17 protein-coding genes and 1 tRNA gene are annotated in these 19285 nt (G+C 32.6%); 15 read left to right on the top strand and 3 right to left on the bottom strand.

The annotated features are described in order from the left end of the window. Nucleotides 1–3: 3 nt before the first annotated feature. On the bottom strand, nt 4–600 hold the full coding sequence (locus tag B0I03_RS04700; RefSeq protein WP_111566378.1) for a TetR/AcrR family transcriptional regulator: 597 nt from the start codon (nt 598–600) through the stop codon (nt 4–6). A gap of 161 nt (nt 601–761) precedes the next feature. Here B0I03_RS04700 and B0I03_RS04695 point away from each other — a divergent pair, with 161 nt between their 5' ends. Together B0I03_RS04695 and B0I03_RS04690 are read left to right on the top strand one after the other, a co-directional pair. Beyond that, nucleotides 762–1736 (top strand): polyprenyl synthetase family protein, encoded by a 975-nt coding sequence (locus B0I03_RS04695; protein WP_111566296.1) that lies wholly within the window; start codon nt 762–764, stop codon nt 1734–1736. 106 nt (nt 1737–1842) lie between these two features. Then, complete coding sequence (locus B0I03_RS04690; RefSeq protein WP_026724495.1) at nt 1843–2193, top strand: hypothetical protein; 351 nt, start codon at nt 1843–1845, stop codon at nt 2191–2193. On the opposite strand, the gene B0I03_RS04685 is transcribed toward B0I03_RS04690, so the two are convergent. After that, entirely contained in the window at nt 2190–2735 is a 546-nt protein-coding gene (locus tag B0I03_RS04685) for a hypothetical protein (protein WP_111566295.1), read from the bottom strand. The genes B0I03_RS04690 and B0I03_RS04685 overlap by 4 nt on opposite strands. Before the next feature lie 115 nt (nt 2736–2850). Here B0I03_RS04685 and B0I03_RS04680 point away from each other — a divergent pair, with 115 nt between their 5' ends. From B0I03_RS04680 to B0I03_RS04640, 9 genes are all read left to right on the top strand, one after another. Beyond that, nucleotides 2851–5622 (top strand): 2-oxoglutarate dehydrogenase E1 component, encoded by a 2772-nt coding sequence (locus B0I03_RS04680; RefSeq protein ID WP_111566294.1) that lies wholly within the window; start codon nt 2851–2853, stop codon nt 5620–5622. A gap of 85 nt (nt 5623–5707) precedes the next feature. Beyond that, nucleotides 5708–6925: a 2-oxoglutarate dehydrogenase complex dihydrolipoyllysine-residue succinyltransferase gene (gene odhB / locus B0I03_RS04675; RefSeq protein WP_111566293.1), complete on the top strand. Its 1218-nt coding sequence runs from the start codon at nt 5708–5710 to the stop codon at nt 6923–6925. Between the two features lie 187 nt (nt 6926–7112). Then, entirely contained in the window at nt 7113–8819 is a 1707-nt protein-coding gene (locus B0I03_RS04670; RefSeq protein ID WP_111566292.1) for a helix-turn-helix domain-containing protein, read from the top strand. 127 nt (nt 8820–8946) lie between these two features. Next, nucleotides 8947–11382, top strand: a complete 2436-nt coding sequence (locus B0I03_RS04665) for a T9SS type A sorting domain-containing protein (protein ID WP_111566291.1) — start codon at nt 8947–8949, stop codon at nt 11380–11382. Nucleotides 11383–11462: 80 nt separating this feature from the next. Next, entirely contained in the window at nt 11463–12005 is a 543-nt protein-coding gene (locus B0I03_RS04660) for a hypothetical protein (RefSeq protein ID WP_146603255.1), read from the top strand. A 26-nt stretch (nt 12006–12031) separates the two neighbouring features. Further along, nucleotides 12032–13162, top strand: coding sequence for a hypothetical protein (locus B0I03_RS04655; RefSeq protein ID WP_111566289.1), 1131 nt, complete (start codon nt 12032–12034; stop codon nt 13160–13162). A 70-nt stretch (nt 13163–13232) separates the two neighbouring features. After that, entirely contained in the window at nt 13233–13499 is a 267-nt protein-coding gene (locus B0I03_RS04650; protein WP_146603254.1) for a hypothetical protein, read from the top strand. 18 nt (nt 13500–13517) lie between these two features. Beyond that, entirely contained in the window at nt 13518–14306 is a 789-nt protein-coding gene (locus tag B0I03_RS04645) for a hypothetical protein (protein WP_111566287.1), read from the top strand. An 85-nt stretch (nt 14307–14391) separates the two neighbouring features. Then, nucleotides 14392–15612, top strand: coding sequence for a TCR/Tet family MFS transporter (locus tag B0I03_RS04640; protein ID WP_111566286.1), 1221 nt, complete (start codon nt 14392–14394; stop codon nt 15610–15612). On the opposite strand, the gene B0I03_RS04635 is transcribed toward B0I03_RS04640, so the two are convergent. Continuing rightward, a complete protein-coding gene (locus B0I03_RS04635) occupies nt 15613–16050 on the bottom strand; it encodes a retropepsin-like aspartic protease (RefSeq protein ID WP_111566285.1) in 438 nt (145 codons plus the stop codon). A gap of 68 nt (nt 16051–16118) precedes the next feature. Between B0I03_RS04635 and B0I03_RS04630 the strand changes: the two genes are divergently transcribed. From B0I03_RS04630 to B0I03_RS04615, 4 genes are all read left to right on the top strand, one after another. Next, a complete protein-coding gene (locus B0I03_RS04630; protein WP_111566284.1) occupies nt 16119–16886 on the top strand; it encodes a TatD family hydrolase in 768 nt (255 codons plus the stop codon). A 62-nt stretch (nt 16887–16948) separates the two neighbouring features. Next, the gene (locus tag B0I03_RS04625) at nt 16949–18088 is read left to right on the top strand and encodes a 1-acyl-sn-glycerol-3-phosphate acyltransferase (protein WP_111566283.1); all 1140 of its coding nucleotides are present in this window, start codon (nt 16949–16951) and stop codon (nt 18086–18088) included. After that, nucleotides 18075–19106: an asparaginase gene (locus B0I03_RS04620; protein ID WP_111566282.1), complete on the top strand. Its 1032-nt coding sequence runs from the start codon at nt 18075–18077 to the stop codon at nt 19104–19106. Before B0I03_RS04625 ends, B0I03_RS04620 begins: the two co-directional genes overlap by 14 nt. A gap of 75 nt (nt 19107–19181) precedes the next feature. Continuing rightward, nucleotides 19182–19269: transfer RNA gene (locus B0I03_RS04615), tRNA-Ser, on the top strand. The last annotated feature ends 16 nt before the right edge of the window (nt 19270–19285 follow it).

Raw genomic sequence — 19285 nt, 5'->3', positions numbered from 1 at the left:
TGTTTATATAATTGGATTTTTAAGGTGTTTTTCTAATTCGATAATTCCAGCTAATGTTGCCATTGCTCTAATGTGATATTCTAAGGCTTTTACTTCTAACTCATGTGCGTCTTTTTCTAACATCGTATTTTCGTTGATATTAAAAATTAACGTGTAATAAAATTTCACGTAATTGTCAACATCTAAATTTTCTCGGTATAAACCTTCTTTTATTCCTTTAAGAATGTTATCTCTAAAACACGTTTCACATACTTCAATTTGAGTACTTAAAGCCTTTGAATAAACTTCAGGATAGTGTTTTTTTAACTGATAAATAGGTGAAGATTCTGCAGAACGAAACATTTCTCTAAACATTCTTTTAATTTCGAAATTTTCTTCAATTGCATTAAAGTTTTTAGATACAATTTGGTTTATCGTTTCATGAACTTCTTTGTGAACTAATTCAACACTTTGTTCAATTAAAACATCTTTATTGCTGAAATACTTGTAAATCGTTTTTTTTGAAATACACATTTCGCAAGCAATATCATCCATAGTAATGCTCTTGAAACCAAGTCTCAAAAACATTTCTTTCGCTTTATTTATAATTTTATCTTTCATCATTTTTCTAAAATCGCTTTTTTGGATTTTATTTTCGGGTACAAATGTATGTAGGAAACTTTTAACACCAAAATAGTTTCCATTGTTTTTACATAAATTTAACATTTGATATATTCGTCTCATTTCAGAATATTGGAGTATTTTAGCAAAAAATTCAAATAATGCATTCTATATCGTACTATCAGGAGAAAATGGCAAATCATTTTTCTCAAATTGTTTCCAATAAAGAACCTAAAAATTTATACGAACCTATCGAGTATATTTTATCGCTTGGTGGAAAAAGAATGCGTCCCGTTTTGACCTTAATGGCAAGCGAAGTTTTTAATGTTGATTGCGAGAAAGCAATTCCTGCGGCTACTGCGGTTGAGGTTTTTCATAATTTTTCATTAATTCACGATGATATTATGGACGATGCTCCTTTGCGAAGAGGTAATCAAACCGTTCATGAAAAATGGGATTTGAATACCGGAATTTTATCGGGTGATGCGATGCTAATTTTAGCCTATCAATTTTTTGAAAATTATGAACCAGCAACATTCCAGAAATTAGCAAAATTATTCAGTAAAACCGCTTTAGAAGTTTGCGAAGGACAACAATATGATGTGGATTTTGAAATGCGTGACGATGTTACCATTCCAGAATACCTAAAAATGATTGAATACAAAACAGCTGTTTTAGTTGGTGCTGCTATGAAAATGGGAGCAATTGTAGCCGAAACTTCTGATGAAAATGCGGATTTGATTTATGATTTCGGACTCAATTTAGGAATTGCCTTCCAACTACAAGACGATTATTTAGACGCATTTGGTAATCCAGAAACTTTTGGAAAACAAGTTGGTGGAGACATTATTGAAAACAAAAAAACCTATTTATACTTAAAAGCAATTGAGTTTTCAAAACCAGAAGAAAAACAACAATTGTTGCATTTGTTTTCGATTCAGCCATCAGATAATAACGATAAAATAGAATCTGTAAAAGCCATTTTTAATGCTTCTGGTGCAAGCGAAGCGACTAAAAAAGCGATTCAAGACTATACTTTTAAAGCATTTGAAACTTTAGAAAAAATGGATATCGAAGCTGAAAAGAAAGCCATTTTAAAAGCTTTTGGAGAGAATTTAATGGGAAGAAATGTGTAATCAAGTGCAATGGCAAAATCAAGTTCAAAATTCAATTTTAAAACTTGTAATTGATATTGTTTTTTGTAATTGAATTTGACTTTTGAACTTGTAATTGAACTTGAAAATGTATAATCCACCAGCAAATATTGATGCATTAATCTCGCAAGCCGAAGAAGAACATTTGTACTTTAAATTGATTGAGCAAGTAAACAAAGATTTTGCTTTGGCGAATGAATCTTTAGATGTACCATCAAGCATTTTTCCATTCGAGTTTAAGAATTTGGTTCAAGAAAAAATTTACAAACTCATTCAATACAAATTTGCCGAATATTTGAATTTACTCTACATCATCGATGTGCCAGAAGAACAAATCAAAAAATTAGATGGTTCTGATTTAGTGGAATTATCGGAGCAAGTTGCATTTTTAGTCTTAAAACGTGAATGGCAAAAAGTGTGGTTTCGTAATAAATATTAGAAAAAGATTCTCACAAACGGCATAAACGCTTCCGCATAAATATTGTCTCTGTCTTTGTGCAAAACATTATATCGAATTCCAATAGTTATATTTTCATTGCGATATCCTGCTCCTAAAAATAGTGCTGTATTCCAAAAATCTTGAGTAGCACTTCCGTAAAAGTCTTCAAAAGTTCTGTTAACTCTTAATTGCTCTAATTCGGCAGATATTTGTAATTCAGCTATTGGATTAATCAAGGTAATTATACTTCCGCCATACATATTAGCATTATAAAAATCACGTTGTTTTACATAGTTGTATTGAAGTCCTAATCCAGCTGAAACATAGTCGTTAAAATTGTAAATGGCACTTGGCGCAACCATTACGTCTGCATATCCGCTCCCGAATCCTAAACCAAGTCCGCCACCAAATTGAACATGATTCCAAAAATCACTTTTTGTTTTATTTTCGGTGTTTTCTTGTGCATAAATTTCAGGTTTAAAACTAAATAAAACCACAATAGTTAATAAAAATGTTAAATTTATTACGGAATTCTTTTTCATAAATCAGTTTTAAAAAAATTAATGTTATAAAAGTATAAAAATCCTTGAAAGATTATCATAAAATGTTTTACTTTTGCGTAAATTTTTAATTAATAGGTCTTACCGACAACACACTATGGATAGGTTTTCCTTTTTAAACGCTGCACATACTGCATTTTTTGCAGATTTATACGAACAATATTTACAAAATCCAGATAGCGTAGAGCCAAGCTGGAGAAGTTTTTTTCAAGGATTTGATTTCGCGCAAGCGGGTTATGGTTCTGAAGAATTTGCCGCACAAGTAGTTCAAGTAGCTTCGGGTGATTCAGGTGAAATTTCTGAAAAAATGCAAAAAGAGTTCAATGTTCTTAAATTAATTGAAGGATATAGAACTCGTGGACATTTATTCACTAAAACAAATCCTGTAAGAGATAGAAGACTTCACGGACCTTCTTTAGCTCTTGAAAATTTCGGATTGTCTCAAGCGGATTTGAATACGGTTTTTGATGCTGCTAAAATGGTGAACATGAAGCCTTGTACTTTGGCTGAAATTGTTAAGCATTTAGAAAATGTATATTGCCAATCTATTGGAGTGGAGTACATGTACATCAGAGAACCACACAAATTAGAATGGATTAAAAATCGTTTAGACATTAACGATAATTTACCAAACTTTACTGCTGACAAGAAAAAACACATCCTTAAAAAATTAAACGAAGCGGTTTCTTTCGAGAATTTCTTACATACTAAATATGTTGGTCAAAAACGTTTCTCTTTAGAAGGTTGTGAAGCAGTTATTCCTGCTTTAGACGCTTTAGTGGAAGCTGCGGCTGATAAAGGTGTTGAGCAATTCGTAATGGGAATGGCACACAGAGGTCGTTTGAATGTATTGGCAAACATCTTTGGAAAAAACACGCAAAATATCTTCTCTGAATTCGACGGAAAAGACTATGATGAAGACGCTAACTTTGATGGTGACGTAAAATATCACTTAGGTTTAACTTCGGATAGAGTTACTGATTCTGGTAAAAAAATTAATTTGAATTTAGCTCCAAATCCTTCGCACTTAGAAACTGTTGGTGCTGTTATTGAAGGAATCACAAGAGCAAAACAAGATAGATATTTCGCAGATGATTTTTCAAAAGTTTTACCAATTGCCGTTCACGGTGATGCCGCTGTAGCTGGTCAAGGTATTGTGTATGAAATTATCCAAATGGCGAAATTAGATGGTTATAAAACAGGTGGAACAATCCATTTAGTAATCAATAACCAAGTCGGATTTACTACGAATTATTTAGATGCACGTTCGTCAACGTATTGTACGGATATTGCTAAAGTAACATTATCACCCGTTTTACACGTTAATGCAGACGATGCAGAAGCTGTAGTTCATGCAATGTTGTTTGCTTTAGATTATCGTATGGAATTTGGAACAGACGTTTTCATCGATTTATTAGGATATAGAAAATACGGTCATAACGAAGGTGATGAGCCTCGTTTTACACAACCAATTTTATACAAAGCGATTTCAAAACACAAAAATCCAAGAGATATCTACGCTGAAAAATTAGTTCAAGAAAGCGTTATTTCGGCTGGTTTTGTGAAAGAATTGGAAGAAGCTTACAAAGCAAAATTAGATGAGAATTTAGAAGCTTCTCGTAAAAAAGACTTAACCGTAATTACTCCGTTCATGGAAAATGAGTGGGAAGGTTACAAACAAGTTTCGGATGATGTAATGCTACAAAAATTCGATACGAAATTTGATAAAAATCAATTAGCTGAAATTGCTAAAACTATTACTGAACTTCCTGCTGATAAAAAATTCATCAGTAAGATTACGAAGTTAATTGGTGATAGAAAGAACATGGTTGAAACCAATAAATTAGACTGGGCAATGGGCGAATTATTAGCTTATGGTTCTTTAATGTCTGAAGGTTTTGATGTTCGTATTTCTGGGCAAGATGTGGAACGTGGAACATTTTCACACCGTCATGCTGTTGTTAAAGTAGAAGATTCAGAAGAAGAAGTAATTCTTTTAGACAAAATAAAAGATAAAAAAGGAAACTTTTATATCTACAATTCGCACCTTTCAGAATATGGTGTTTTAGGTTTTGAATACGGATATGCATTAGCATCGCCAAAATCTTTAGTAATTTGGGAAGCACAGTTTGGGGATTTCTCTAACGGCGCTCAAATTATGATTGACCAATACATTTCTGCAGGTGAGGACAAGTGGAACAACCAAAACGGATTGGTAATGTTATTGCCTCATGGTTATGAAAACCAAGGAGCAGAACACTCATCAGCACGTATGGAGCGTTACTTACAATTATGTGCAAAACACAACATGTACATTGCCGATGTAACTACGCCAGCCAACTTCTTCCACTTAATGAGAAGACAATTAAAAACAGAATTCCGTAAGCCATTAGTAGTATTCTCTCCAAAGAGTTTATTGCGTCATCCAGATGTAGTATCTTCAATGGATGATTTAGCAAACGGACAATTCCAAGAAGTATTAGATGATCCAAATGCAACAGATAAAAAAGCGATTAAAACGTTAGTTTTCTGTACAGGTAAATTCTATTATGATATCATTGCAAAACGTGCTGAATTAGGTAGAAATGATGTGGCTGTAGTTCGTTTAGAACAATTGTTCCCATTAGCAGTTGACCAAATCAAAGCCATTATCGACAGTTATCCAAATGTGGATGATTATGTTTGGGCACAAGAAGAACCTAAAAATATGGGAGCTTATTCTTATATGTTAATGAATTTCGATTTAGTAAAATTAAGATTAGCATCACCAAAAGCATATAGTGCACCAGCAGCAGGAAGTTACGAGCGTTCTAAAAAACGTCATGCTAACGCAATCGCAATGGTTTTTGATAAAAAATTATTTCAATAAAAATAAAAACAGCTAATAGTTTAGGTTTAAGGCTAACACAACTTTTAAACTTCTAAACTTATTTTAAACTTTTAAACTAAAAAACATGATTTTAGAAATGAAAGTCCCTTCTCCAGGGGAATCAATTAAAGAAGTAGAAATTGCTACATGGTTAGTAAAAGATGGTGATTATGTAGAAAAAGACCAAGCGATTGCTGAGGTTGATTCAGACAAAGCAACATTAGAATTGCCAGCTGAAGCAAGTGGAATCATTACATTAAAAGCAGAAGAAGGTGATGCAGTAGCAGTTGGTGCTGTAGTTTGTTTAATCGATACAGGTGCAGCAAAACCAGAAGGTGGTGCGGCTCCAGTTAAAGAAGAAGCAAAAGCAGTTGAAGCTCCAAAAGCTGAGGCTCCAAAAGCGGCTCCAGTAGCAGAAAAAACATATGCAACTCAAGCGCCATCTCCAGCAGCTAGAAAAATATTAGAAGAAAAAAACATCGAACCTTCTGACATTGTTGGAACAGGTAAAGGTGGAAGAATCACTAAAGATGACGCTGTAAACGCAGTGCCATCAATGGGAACTCCAACAGGAGGAAACCGCGGAACAGAAAGAACAAAACTTTCTATGTTACGTAGAAAAGTAGCTGAGCGTTTGGTTTCTGCTAAAAACGAAACTGCTATGTTAACTACTTTCAACGAAGTAGATATGTCAGCAATTTATGCTATTCGTGACCAGTATAAAGAAGAGTTCAAAGCGAAACATGGTTTAGGATTAGGCTTCATGTCGTTCTTTACTAAAGCGGTAACTCGTGCTTTACAATTGTATCCTGATGTAAATTCTATGATTGATGGTCAAGAGAAAATTTCTTATGACTTCTGTGATATTTCAGTAGCGGTTTCTGGTCCAAAAGGATTAATGGTTCCAGTTATGAGAAATGCAGAAACATTATCGTTCAGAGGTGTTGAAGCAGAAATCAAAAGATTAGCTATCAGAGCGCGTGACGGACAAATCACAGTTGATGAAATGACAGGTGGAACATTCACAATTTCTAATGGTGGTGTTTTTGGAAGTATGTTATCTACACCAATCATCAATCCTCCTCAATCTGGTATTTTAGGAATGCACAATGTGGTAGAAAGAGCTATCGTTAAAAACGGTCAAATCGTAATTGCTCCTGTTATGTACGTTGCGTTATCATACGATCACAGAATCATTGACGGTCGTGAGTCAGTTGGATTTTTAGTAGCGGTAAAAGAAGCATTAGAAAACCCAGCAGAATTATTAATGGGCGGTAATGTTAAAAAAGCGTTAGAATTATAATTCAACAAATCCCAGATATAAAATCCCAAATTCCAAAAGAGTTTGGGATTTTTCTTTACTAAAAATCCTGAGTTTGGATAATACTATTTGAAAATAGTAAAAGTTAATCTTGGAAGAATATTTAAAATAGTGTAGTTTTATTCTTATTTTAGCACACTATAATTTTTAGGTTGAGCCCCTTTTCAAGATGTATAAATTTACTTTTTCTGTTATATTGCTATTATTTATTAATTTGATGTTTGCTCAAGAATTGAGTGAATCAGAAATTAGTAGAACCCGAAGTATTCAGGAAAATCTTATTTCAAATCCTGAAAAAGCGTATGCAGAAGCATTAGAAATTAGTAATTCTAAAAACGAGTTGTTTCGTTTTTATGGCAAATATTACGTAGCCAATTATTTTTATAACAAATCCGAGTTTACTTACTCAAAGAAACTGCTTATCATACTTATAGACAGCATCGAAAAAAGTAAGATGGATAAATCAAGCAAAGTGTATCAAGATTTGCTTGGAATGTGTGTAAACAAACTTTTTTATATCCATAAAAATTTAGGAGAATACGACTTAGCATTGTTTTATCTTGACAAACATAAAAACAGTGTACCTAATAATCATTTTAACGAACAATATGGTTCAATTAAGGTTGCTATGGGCGATTATGTAAATGGAATTGCTTTGTTAAAGAGAGAATTGAAAACTTCTCATCACTTAAAATTGGGAGTAGGTGAAAAAAAAGTAATGAACAAGAAACTGTTTGCTGATAAATATAATATTATTGGTGAAGCTTATCAAAAGTATTATATTCATTCGAAGAAAACCGTGTTGTTAGATTCTGCAAATCACTATTTTAATGTAGCAGCAACAATGATGTTACAAGATAATTTTCAACCTGAGTACACCAAAGCATTATTAAGCATGCGCGAGGCAAAAAGTGCAGCTTTAGCAGGGAATTACGAGAAATCATTGTCGTTATACAGAAAGCGAAAAAAGTATCCTATTATTCAGGATAATATAAGAACAGAGCAATTGTTCGATTTAGGAATGGCTGATTGTTTTCATCATTTAAAACAAGTTGATTCGGCACTTTTCTATTGTAAAAAATATGTTGAAAGTTATCAAGTAACTAAAGTTTCTAAAGAAAATTTATTAATGACTTATAACATTATGACACAATGTTATAATGAGAAAAATGACACTAAAAATGCGTATCGCTACGCCCAAAAAAGTTTAGAATTAATTCAATCAATAGAAGGGATAAAAAGTAAATCTTTAAATTTTCTCCACAATTATGATTTAAAAATAATAAAAGAAGAGTCAAACAAAATTATCGCATCTAAGAATTATTTTAAAATATTGCTTTTTGGTATTTTGATTCTTTTTGCCGTAGTAGTTTATAGTTTTTATTATTATTACAAAAACCAGAAAGAAAAGCATTATCGATTTTTAAAGATTATTCAAGATCTAAAAGAGTCTAAAACTTCAGAAATTAGTATTTTGCAAATTGATAAAATCGAACCACAACCAAAACAAACACTCGATAAAGAGCTTATTGAAAAAATAGCGTTAGGTTTAAAAAAGTTAGAACTAAAAGAAACTTTTTTAGATCCGAATTTCAAGTTGGCTTTTGTAGCAAAAAAATTAAATACCAATACGGCTTATTTATCCCAATATTTCAATCAGGTAATGCAAAAAACTTTTTCGGAATATACCCAAGAATTACGAATTCATTATGTACTTCAAAAGCTGAAAGATGCTCCTTATTTCCGTAAATATACTTTACAAGCTATTGCGGAAGAAGTGGGTTATAAAGATGCCAATACGCTTGTTCGCGTTTTTAAAAAGCAAACCGGACTTTCTCCTAATTATTATATTGAAAAACTAGAAAATACAAATTAAGTATTTGTTAATCAGTATAATAAATATTTTTTAATCTTCTGATTATTTATAAATAGTCCAATATATATATTGGTCTAGTACTTCTTATCTCATAGTTTTGGTGTAAAATAAAATCAAGACCGAAAATATGAAAAGAACAATTACTTTATTCTGCCTATTGGCATTTTTTTACTTCATTCCTAATGCCGTTGCGCAATGTACTACTGGTGCATTATTTCCAGAAAGTACCTTTACACCAAATTGTAATGGAAACTATCAGACATTAACCAGTCAGAGTTATGCAGGCGAATACAGCAATGTGAATGTAGTTGCAAACAGACAATATTCGTTTTCAAGTTCTGTAACAACGGATTATATCACAATTACGAATGCAACTGGAACTGTCACTTATGCAAGTGGAGTACAACCTGTAATTTGGGATTCGGGAAGTACTTCAGGTGTTATTCGTTATTACATTCATTCCAATGCTAATTGCGGCAGCGAACAAGCGGACAGAACTCGCTACATTCGATGTGCGGATGCATCAAACTGCGTACCACCTTCAAATTTACTGGTATCAAATATAACATCCAATTCTTGTAAAATGACTTGGACAGCGGCATCACCAGTACCTTCTTCTCATTATGATATTTATATTGTTACAGCCAATATCGCCCCTACTGCAAATTCTACTCCTACCTTATTTAGTACAACTAACTTAAATACTACTCTCTATTTGAATGTTGCGGCAGGTACTACTTATTACTACTGGGTACGCTCTAACTGTGGAGCTACAACTGGAACTTGGATTTCTGGAGGTAGTTTTACTACTCCACCTGCATTAACTTGTAACGGTGCAATTTATGGATTATATCCTGATGCAACTTTTACACCTGCTTGTACAGGAAGTACTGAACAAATCGTTGCAGATGCTTATGCAGGAGAATATTCAAATGTAAATGTCTTGTCAAATAAACAATATACTTTTAGAAGTTCAGTTTCCACAGATTTTATTACCATAACTAATGCAACAGGAACAGCGGTTTTAGCCAGTGGTTTAACTCCATTAACTTGGTTATCTGGTACAACTTCTGGAGTAGTTAGATACCATTTGAATGCCAATTCTAGTTGTGGAACTCAAAACACAAACAGAGTAAGATCTATTACATGTGCCACAATTTCAGTTTGTAATGTTCCAACGCAACTATTTTATGATGGTTTAACTTCGACTTCAAATAATATTGCATGGACGGCATCAAATCCTGCGCCAAGCAATGGTTATGTTTATTGTTACAGTACTGTAAACGATCCTTTTTCTGCAAATGCAATAACAGGAACAACGACGGAGACTTATGCGGAATTAAATAATTTATCACCAAACACCACTTATTATTTTTGGGTAAAATCTAATTGTGGTGCTACGCAATCTAATTGGGCTTCTGGTGGTTCATTTACAACATATCCAGCATCTGGATGTAACGCACCAACACAATTATTTTACGATGGTTTAACCTCGACAACGAATACTATTGCATGGGTAGAAGCTACACCTACGCCGAGCAATGGTTATGTTTATTGTTATAGTACTGTAAACGATCCGTTTGCAGATGACGTAATCACAGGAACAACAACAGAGACTTATGCGAATTTAACTAATTTAGCGCCAAATACTACCTATTATTTTTGGGTAAAATCTATCTGTGGTAACACACAAACGGATTGGGCTTCGGGAGGCTCGTTTACCACATATCCTGCGGCATCTGGTTGTAATGCACCAACGCAAATATATTACGATGGTTTAACCTCTACAACAAATACTATTGCATGGATAGAAGGTGTACCTACACCAAGCAATGGCTATGTTTATTGTTACAGTACAGTAAACGATCCGTTTTCAGCTAATGCAATAACAGGAACAACGACAGAGACTTATGCGAATTTAAACAATTTAACGCCAAACACTACTTATTATTTTTGGGTAAAATCTATTTGTGGTAACACGCAAACGGATTGGGCTTCGGGAGGCTCATTTACCACATATCCAGAATCTCAATGTAACGCTCCTACGCAGTTATTTACAGATCCTGAATCGGCAACCGTTGTAAATATCGCATGGACAGCACCAATTCCTGCACCAAGTAATGGTTATATTTACACTTACAGTATTGTAAATGACCCATTTTCCGCTAATGCAATCACAGGAACAACGACAGAGACTTTTGCGGTTTTAAATAATTTAACACCAAACACTACCTATTATTTTTGGGTACAATCTAATTGTGGCGCTACTTCATCTGACAGGGTTTCTGGAGGTTCGTTCACAACCCAAATGCTTTCTGCGGAATCATTCTCATTAAAAAACTTGAAGCTTTATCCAAATCCTGTAAAAGATGTTTTAAACCTTTCATTAGATAAAGAAATTACTACTGTTTCTATAAACAATTTATTAGGTCAAGAAGTTTTTACAAAAACAGTAAACAGCAACGAAACTTCAATAGATGTTGCTGGGTTAGCTGCGGGAACTTATTTGGTGAAAGTAATTTCTAATAATGAAGTGAAAACAGTAAAAATCGTTAAACAATAAAACGAAACATTTCATTTATTAATAGAAAGCGTTTCCAAAAAATCAAACTTATTTTATTAACCAATTTAACAAACAAATTTATGAGAGTATTAGCTTTAATTTTTATGGTTTTAGCCTTTTTAGTAGGAGGTTTTTGCACAGGAGTTTTATTTAAAAACATTGAAAACAGAATGGGAACCGACGGCGATTCTGAAAAACTAGAAGAAGTATATCGTTTAGTAGAAAACGAGCAAAAACAAATTGATCAATTAAAAAAAGACGGAATCGACGTTACTAAAATTGAAGATCCACAAATAAAAGAAAGTTTAGAAATTATCGAAAGTACTCCTGCCAAATGGAAAGTTGTATATGCAGGTAAATTGGGTATTTTATTAGCTGTTCTTGCTTTTGTAATGGTTGTAGTTGCTTTTATGAAAAAAGAATTTGTTACTAAATTAAGCATTTTGGTGGCTTTATTATCAGTTGTTTTGTGGGCTATAACTCCTTACATGGAGGCTGGAACTTTCTCTGGAGCAAATCCTAAATCGCTTGCTTTAATTGGATGTATTGGTCTAGTTGTATGTTCGGCATGTGCTTTTATGAGCTACAAACTACACTTGAAAAAATCACAAGCAACAGCTTAATTAATTTCGTTATTTTAAATATAATTATGAAAATCAATCGTTTACTATTATTAGTTTCATTACTTTCTTTTGCTTTTTCTCAAGCTCAATTATCAGCTTTTATTAATGGCAAAGAAGTAAAATCGGGTGCTACAATTTCTAAAAAAGACTTAGCAACATTACAGGTAAGTTTTAAAAAACCTAAAGCTGTAACTGTTTATTCAGGATATACAAACCTATATGTCGAGTTTTCAGACAATTCTAATACCTACATAAATAGTTGGAGTTTTCAAAAAGACGGTTATACTGCCATGACTGATTTTATGAAAAATACTCCAGCAACAAAAAAATTCAGTGTTTTTGAAGGTAAAGATTTTTTAACTAGAGGAAATAAACTTGAATGGATTTTAAATGGTGCAAATGGTGTAGAAAAGCAAAAAACAATAAAAGTAGAAATTGGATTTTGGGTAAGAGAAGAAACAGGATATAAAGAATATGGGCCAAAAGTTCAATTATTAGAACCAATCTTCTTTTATGTACCTATTTGGGAAGCAAAAAATCTATATTTAGCATATCTTGATGTAACTATTGATAAAACCAATATAAAGGAAGATATCAATACCAGCCAAACAGGAAGCACTGATAGAAGCGATACTGAAGTAGGCTACCAGATACACAAAAATCAAGAAACTTATAAAATTTATGCTTTCGAAAAATCTTCACATCCAGGTTTGACGGTTGATGAATTAGCTAAAGATTTCATTCATAGAGTTACTTATCATTCAAATAACGATAAAGTAAAAAAAATCCATGAATACGATTTCGAAAAATATAATTTACCTTGGTATCATATCTGCGTGCTTTTCCGAGATGAACAAATACAAAATGTTGATTATTTTATAACCAAAGATGTGAAATCAAAAGATTTAATGAGTTTATACGAAAAAGTAGAATTCGGAAAAATGAAAGGATACACATTTCAATCTGGTTTGTACAATACAGGAAGACAAGATGGAAAAACTTATAAAGATGTTGGGCAATTCAGAATCTATATCCTTAACCATCCTACAAACCCAGATTTAATATTAATGGTGTGTAATGAAATTGGAAGAGGTACAGAAACGGCACAAGCTATTGATGCTAACATGCAAACATTCCTAAAAAGCATTAAGCAATAATTTTATATAAATATTGAAATCCCAAACTTCATCCTTGATGTTGTTTGGGATTAACTTTAAAACTAAAAAAATGGAAACGTTATCAATTATAGGAATGATAATGATGGTATTAGGATTTATCAATGCTGCATGGGTTGGAATTCTTTATATAATATCATTAAGTGCTGTTGCAGGAACTAAATTATCTAAGAAAGTAGGAACAGCAAACGAAAAAACAGACGAATATTTAGAACAAGGAAAAGCAACGTCTAATGACTTGTTGAAAAAATTGATTTGGAGATTAGCCATCGGTTGTATAGGTTGGTTAATGTTTTACATTGCAACAGGTCGTTTTTAAAAATCATATTTTACATCTATGAAAGGTATTCTATTAAGCTTAATCATTTTATTTTTATTATCTACTTATAATGCACAAAGTCAAGAAGTAAAAATCGAATATGATAGAACCGTCATAGACACTAGTGATGTTATTAATGAAACTGTAATGCTAAGTGTTAGAAATTTTCCAGTTAACACAAACAGATGCGAACTTATAACCGTTTATGCAACTGATGAAACGCATCAAAAAATTAATCCCGAATATTTTTTAACGCAAGCAAATAGAGAATTTTGGATAACTTTTATAAAGAATGAAAAGACTAAGAAATTAACATCTCTCAATGGTAAAGCACGTTTTTTTAATGTTTCAGAAGAAGCGGGAACAATTATAAAAATTGATGGAATCTTAGAAAAAATTAATAAAACAATTTATTCGAAAAACGATATTAAAGTTATTGTTCTAGATGTCAAATCATTACTTTCAAAAAAAGATAAAAAACCTTTAGAATATAAAAAAGAAATAGCATTAATTGTAAAAGAGAATCAATTAAATCAAAAATGGTTTGAAGACACATTGAAAAAATCATTTGAAAATTATTTTGAACCTTTTGATATGATGCTATATTGTGAAGACCAAAAAAATAGTGTCTTAAATATTGATTCGCTTTTTACAGAATACAATAAATATCCCGAAGGAATTAAAAATGATTATATCAAAACATTTCTTTTCTCAAGAAGCGATGCTACTAACAAAGCTAGAATTACCATTAAAGATTCTTCAACATATAAAGAAATTGACTTCAAAGTAGTTTTAGATGAGAATTAATTTTTTTGATTTAAAATCTAAAATATAAATCCCAAGTTCAATAGAGTTTGGGATTTTTCTTTTCTTTGTAAATCAAAATTAAGCTATGAAAAAATCTAAGAAGCAAGCAGCCGTTGGTTTCATCTTTATTACCGTTTTGTTAGATGTTATTGGATGGGGAATTATTATTCCTGTAATCCCAAATTTAATCAAAGAACTAATCAATGGCGATATTAGCGAAGCTGCAAAATATGGAGGTTGGTTAACTTTCGCTTATGCGATTACCCAATTTATTTTTGCGCCCGTGATAGGAAATTTAAGTGATAAGTATGGAAGACGTCCTGTATTATTAACTTCTTTGTTCGCCTTTTCTTTAGATTTTTTATTGTTAGCCTTTGCGCCTACAATTACATGGTTATTTGTTGGTAGAATTTTATCTGGAATTACTGGAGCAAGTTTCACAACAGCTTCTGCTTATATTGCCGATGTTAGTACGCACGAAAACAGAGCTAAGAATTTTGGATTGATGGGAGCGGCTTTTGGATTAGGATTTATTATTGGTCCAGTTTTAGGAGGATTGTTAGGGCAATTTGGGACGAGAATTCCTTTTATTGCTGCGGCTATTTTATGTATGCTAAACTTTTTATACGGTTATTTTATTCTTCCAGAATCTTTAGATAAAGATAAAAGAAGACCATTTGAATTAAAAAGAGCCAATCCAATTGGAGCTTTTTTACATTTGAAAAAATACCCAAATTTAATCGGATTAGTATTGGCTATTTTTGTTCTTTATGTAGGTTCACATGCGGTACAAAGTAACTGGAATTATTTTACCATGTACCAATTTAATTGGACTGAAAAAATGGTAGGAATTTCCCTTGGAGTCATCGGATTATTAGTAGGAATTGTTCAAGGAGGATTGATTCGTTGGATCAATCCAAAAATCGGAAATGTAAAAAGTATCTATTTCGGATTAGCGTTATATACTATCGGAATGTTTTTGTTTGCTTTTGCAACTGAAAGCTGGATGATGTTTGTTTTCTTAATTCCTTACTGTTTAGGAGGAATCGCTGGACCAGCCTTACAAGCTGTAGTTTCTGAACAAGTACCTCCATCAGAACAAGGCGAAATTCAAGGAACTTTAACGAGTTTAATGAGCGCTTCTTCAATCGTAGGTCCGCCGATGATGGCATCCGTTTTTTATTATTTTACTCACGATGAAGCGCCTTTTTTATTCCCAGGAGCACCCTTTATTTTGGGAGGAATTTTTATGTTGATTAGCACGATTTTAGCTTACCGAACACTGAAGAAAAACCATTCGAATTAGTTATTTCAAATACAAACAATGATTGCTATAATCAATAATAGCTTTTCCTTTTAGCAGAACATCAGCACCAATAATACCATCAACAGGTTTGGTTTTGTAATGACGAAGCGCATCATTTACGTGACTCATATCAAAAACAATTAAGTGGAATTTGTGGTTTTTCCATCTGCCTAATTGAATTTCGTTATTTTTTGCCAATTGTGTTTCAATTCCAGTAGCGCCAGCACCAGCGGCTTTGGTTTCTGAAAATTGCGCATTTAATTTGAAGTGTTCAATACTTTCAAATCCTACGCAACTGTTACTCGCTCCGGTGTCTAAAATAAAGTTACCTTTTACGCCATTTATCTTTCCTTTGATTAATAAATGTTGGGTTTTCAGCACGGTAAATTTTATCTTTTTGTATTTTTTTCCTTTTAAAAAGTCTTGTAAATCTTCCATACTTCAAAAGTAAATCAAATTTCTGAATCAAACTTTGTAACTTTGCCACTTTGTAACCCAATCAACAAATGATACTTACCGATACCCATTCGCATTTATATTCAGAAGAATTCGATTTAGATCGCAACGAGATGATGCAAAGAGCCATCAATGCTGGTGTTTCTCGTTTTTTCGTGCCTTCAATAGATTCTAATTACACATCTAAAATGTACGAATTAGAAAGCCAATATCCCGAAAATGTGTTTCTAATGATGGGTTTACATCCAACATATGTGAAGGAAAATTATTTGGAAGAGTTAGCGCATGTAGAAAAAGAATTAGCTTCGAGAAAATTTTATGCGGTTGGAGAAATCGGAATCGATTTGTTTTGGGATAAAACTTTTTTGAAAGAACAACAACACGCTTTCAAGCACCAAATCCAATTAGCAAAAAAGTATAAACTAGGTATCAATATTCATTGTCGTGATGCTTTTGATGAGGTTTTCGAAGTGTTAGAAAGTGAAAAATCGGATGATTTATTCGGTATATTTCATTGTTTTACGGGTGATTTGGGTCAAGCCCAAAGAGCGATTTCGTTAGGAATGAAATTAGGAATTGGAGGAGTAGCTACTTTTAAAAACGGAAAAATCGACCAATTTTTAAATGAAATCGATTTGAAGCACATCGTTTTAGAAACCGATTCGCCATATTTAGCGCCAGTTCCATATCGTGGAAAACGAAATGAAAGTAGTTATACTTTATTGGTAGCGCAAAAGTTAGCTGAAATTTATCAGTTATCTGTTGAAGAAATTGCAAGAATCACTACTGAAAATTCAAAACAAATTTTCGGAATTTAACCTAAAATAGAGTTTCAATTCATAAAATTTTTGTTCTTTTGTGAATTGTTTTCAAAATAAATATGACAAAGTTCGATTCTATTCGCCCTTATTATGATTCTGAAGTAAACGAAGCTTTAAAGTCTTTGTTGCATCATCCTATGATGAAGGCTATGATGGATTTTACGTTTCCAGAATTAGAAGATGAAGTTTGGAAAGAACAATTGAGTAGAACGCATTCTATCCGTGATTTCCAAGTAAATTTTGTTTATCAATCCATACAAAGAGTTTTAGAAAGAAGCTCGGAAGGACTTACTACTTCTGGTTTTGAAAAATTAGAGCCTAATACTTCATATTTATTTATTTCCAATCACCGCGATATTATTTTAGATACTTCTTTATTGAATGTTTCTTTAATTGATCATGGTTTGGTGATGACGGCTTCGGCCATTGGAGATAATTTGGTACAGAAAGATTTCTTGTTGAAACTATCAAAATTGAACAGAAATTTCTTAGTTCAAAGAGGATTATCGCCAAGAGAATTATTGCAAAGCTCTAAATTGATGGCGGAATATATGTATCATTTATTGTCTAAAGAAAATCGTTCGGTTTGGATTGCCCAACGCGAAGGAAGAACTAAAGATGGGAATGATGCAACGCATCAAGGTGTTCTGAAAATGTTAGGGATGGCAAATGATGAAGCCAGAATTATGGACTTTTTCAAGAAATTAAAAATTGTTCCTGTTTCCATTTCGTATGAATATGATCCAACAGATGCTTTGAAAATGCCGCAATTAATTGCACTTTCTAAAGACGAAGTATATATTAAGGAGAAAAACGAAGATTTCATTACGTTATTAAGTGGAATCATTGGGCAGAAGAAACGTATTCACATTCATGTAGGCGATGTTTTAGAAAACGAATACGAAAAAATTATTGCGGAAAACGACAATAATAACAAGCAAATTCAAGCTTTGGCACAAGTAATTGATGATTCTATTTTGCAATCGTATAAATTATGGCCAACGAACTTTATTGCTTACGATATTTTATACAAAACAACTCGATTTGCACATTTGTACAACGAAAAAGAACGTCAATTGTTTGAAAGAAGATTAGAAATGCGAATTGATGCCGATAATGAAACCATGAGAGAAGGTTTCTTGGCGATGTATGCTAATCCAGTTGTGAATAAATTGAAATACACGAATGACATCTCATAAACCAAAAATACTTTTAATTTACACCGGTGGAACCATCGGAATGGTAAAAGATTTTGAAACAGGAGCTTTAAAAGCTTTTGATTTTAATGAGTTGTTAAGCCGAATTCCAGAATTACATTTATTAGATTGTCAAATAGAAACTATTTCGTTTGATGTGCCAATCGATTCTTCGAATATGAATATTTCCAATTGGCAAAAAATGGCCAAAATTATCGAGGAAAATTATTCAAAATTTGATGGATTTGTAGTTTTACATGGTTCGGATACTATGTCGTACAGTGCTTCTGCATTAAGTTTTATGTTAGAAGACTTGGCAAAACCAGTAATTTTCACGGGTTCGCAATTGCCAATTGGCGATTTAAGAACTGATGCGAAAGAAAATTTGATTACAGCAATTCAAGTAGCTTCGCTTCAAGAAAATAAAAAACCAGTAATTCAAGAAGTGTGTTTGTATTTCGAATACAAATTATACAGAGGAAATCGTACTACAAAAATCAGCGCCGAACATTTTAATGCTTTTACATCACCCAATTTTCCTGAATTAGCGGAATCTGGTGTGCACTTGAAAGTAAATTATGACGTTATTCTGAAACAAAAAGCGACAAAAAAGCTAAAAGTACATACTGATTTTGATGATAATGTGGCAATTTTAAAAATTTTCCCAGGTATTAATCAGAAGGTTTTAACCGCTTTTTTTACAATTCCTAATTTAAAAGGAATTGTTTTAGAAACCTATGGTTCTGGAAACGCTCCAACTGAAGATTGGTTTGTGCAGACTTTAGAGCAAGCAATTCACAATAATATTCACATTATCAACGTTACACAATGTAGTGGAGGTAGTGTTTCGATGGGGAATTATGAAACTAGTACACAGTTAAAAAATATAGGTGTTATATCTGGTAAAGACATTACTACCGAAGCTGCAATTACAAAATTGATGTATCTTTTAGGGCAAAATGTGTCTCATAATGTGTTTAAGACCATTTTTGAAACAGGAATTCGAGGAGAAATGTTTTAAAAATAACATTTAAAATTTTTATACGTGATATTTTTTGCGTTATTTAGCACCCTTAAAATCGAGTGTCGTTTCGATAGAGAGGTGGCCGAGTGGTCGAAGGCGCACGCCTGGAAAGTGTGTATACTCCACAAGGGTATCGAGGGTTCGAATCCCTTCCTCTCTGCAGAATGATATTAATT

This window comes from Flavobacterium aquaticum (genome assembly GCF_003259835.1).
Taxonomy (GTDB): domain Bacteria; phylum Bacteroidota; class Bacteroidia; order Flavobacteriales; family Flavobacteriaceae; genus Flavobacterium; species Flavobacterium aquaticum.
The sequence above is the reverse complement of the archived record's forward strand: the minus strand, read 5'-3'. Positions and strand labels throughout refer to the sequence as shown.

Coding starts and splice junctions, on each gene's coding strand:
- B0I03_RS04645 (WP_111566287.1), top strand. CDS start 13,518: ATGAAAGGTATTCTATTAAGCTTAATCATTTTATTTTTATTATCTACT.
- B0I03_RS04650 (WP_146603254.1), top strand. CDS start 13,233: ATGGAAACGTTATCAATTATAGGAATGATAATGATGGTATTAGGATTT.
- B0I03_RS04690 (WP_026724495.1), top strand. CDS start 1,843: ATGTATAATCCACCAGCAAATATTGATGCATTAATCTCGCAAGCCGAA.
- odhB (WP_111566293.1), top strand. CDS start 5,708: ATGATTTTAGAAATGAAAGTCCCTTCTCCAGGGGAATCAATTAAAGAA.
- B0I03_RS04630 (WP_111566284.1), top strand. CDS start 16,119: ATGATACTTACCGATACCCATTCGCATTTATATTCAGAAGAATTCGAT.
- B0I03_RS04620 (WP_111566282.1), top strand. CDS start 18,075: ATGACATCTCATAAACCAAAAATACTTTTAATTTACACCGGTGGAACC.
- B0I03_RS04670 (WP_111566292.1), top strand. CDS start 7,113: ATGTATAAATTTACTTTTTCTGTTATATTGCTATTATTTATTAATTTG.
- B0I03_RS04655 (WP_111566289.1), top strand. CDS start 12,032: ATGAAAATCAATCGTTTACTATTATTAGTTTCATTACTTTCTTTTGCT.
- B0I03_RS04640 (WP_111566286.1), top strand. CDS start 14,392: ATGAAAAAATCTAAGAAGCAAGCAGCCGTTGGTTTCATCTTTATTACC.
- B0I03_RS04660 (WP_146603255.1), top strand. CDS start 11,463: ATGAGAGTATTAGCTTTAATTTTTATGGTTTTAGCCTTTTTAGTAGGA.
- B0I03_RS04685 (WP_111566295.1), bottom strand. CDS start 2,735: ATGAAAAAGAATTCCGTAATAAATTTAACATTTTTATTAACTATTGTG.
- B0I03_RS04700 (WP_111566378.1), bottom strand. CDS start 600: ATGAAAGATAAAATTATAAATAAAGCGAAAGAAATGTTTTTGAGACTT.
- B0I03_RS04695 (WP_111566296.1), top strand. CDS start 762: ATGCATTCTATATCGTACTATCAGGAGAAAATGGCAAATCATTTTTCT.
- B0I03_RS04665 (WP_111566291.1), top strand. CDS start 8,947: ATGAAAAGAACAATTACTTTATTCTGCCTATTGGCATTTTTTTACTTC.
- B0I03_RS04625 (WP_111566283.1), top strand. CDS start 16,949: ATGACAAAGTTCGATTCTATTCGCCCTTATTATGATTCTGAAGTAAAC.
- B0I03_RS04635 (WP_111566285.1), bottom strand. CDS start 16,050: ATGGAAGATTTACAAGACTTTTTAAAAGGAAAAAAATACAAAAAGATA.
- B0I03_RS04680 (WP_111566294.1), top strand. CDS start 2,851: ATGGATAGGTTTTCCTTTTTAAACGCTGCACATACTGCATTTTTTGCA.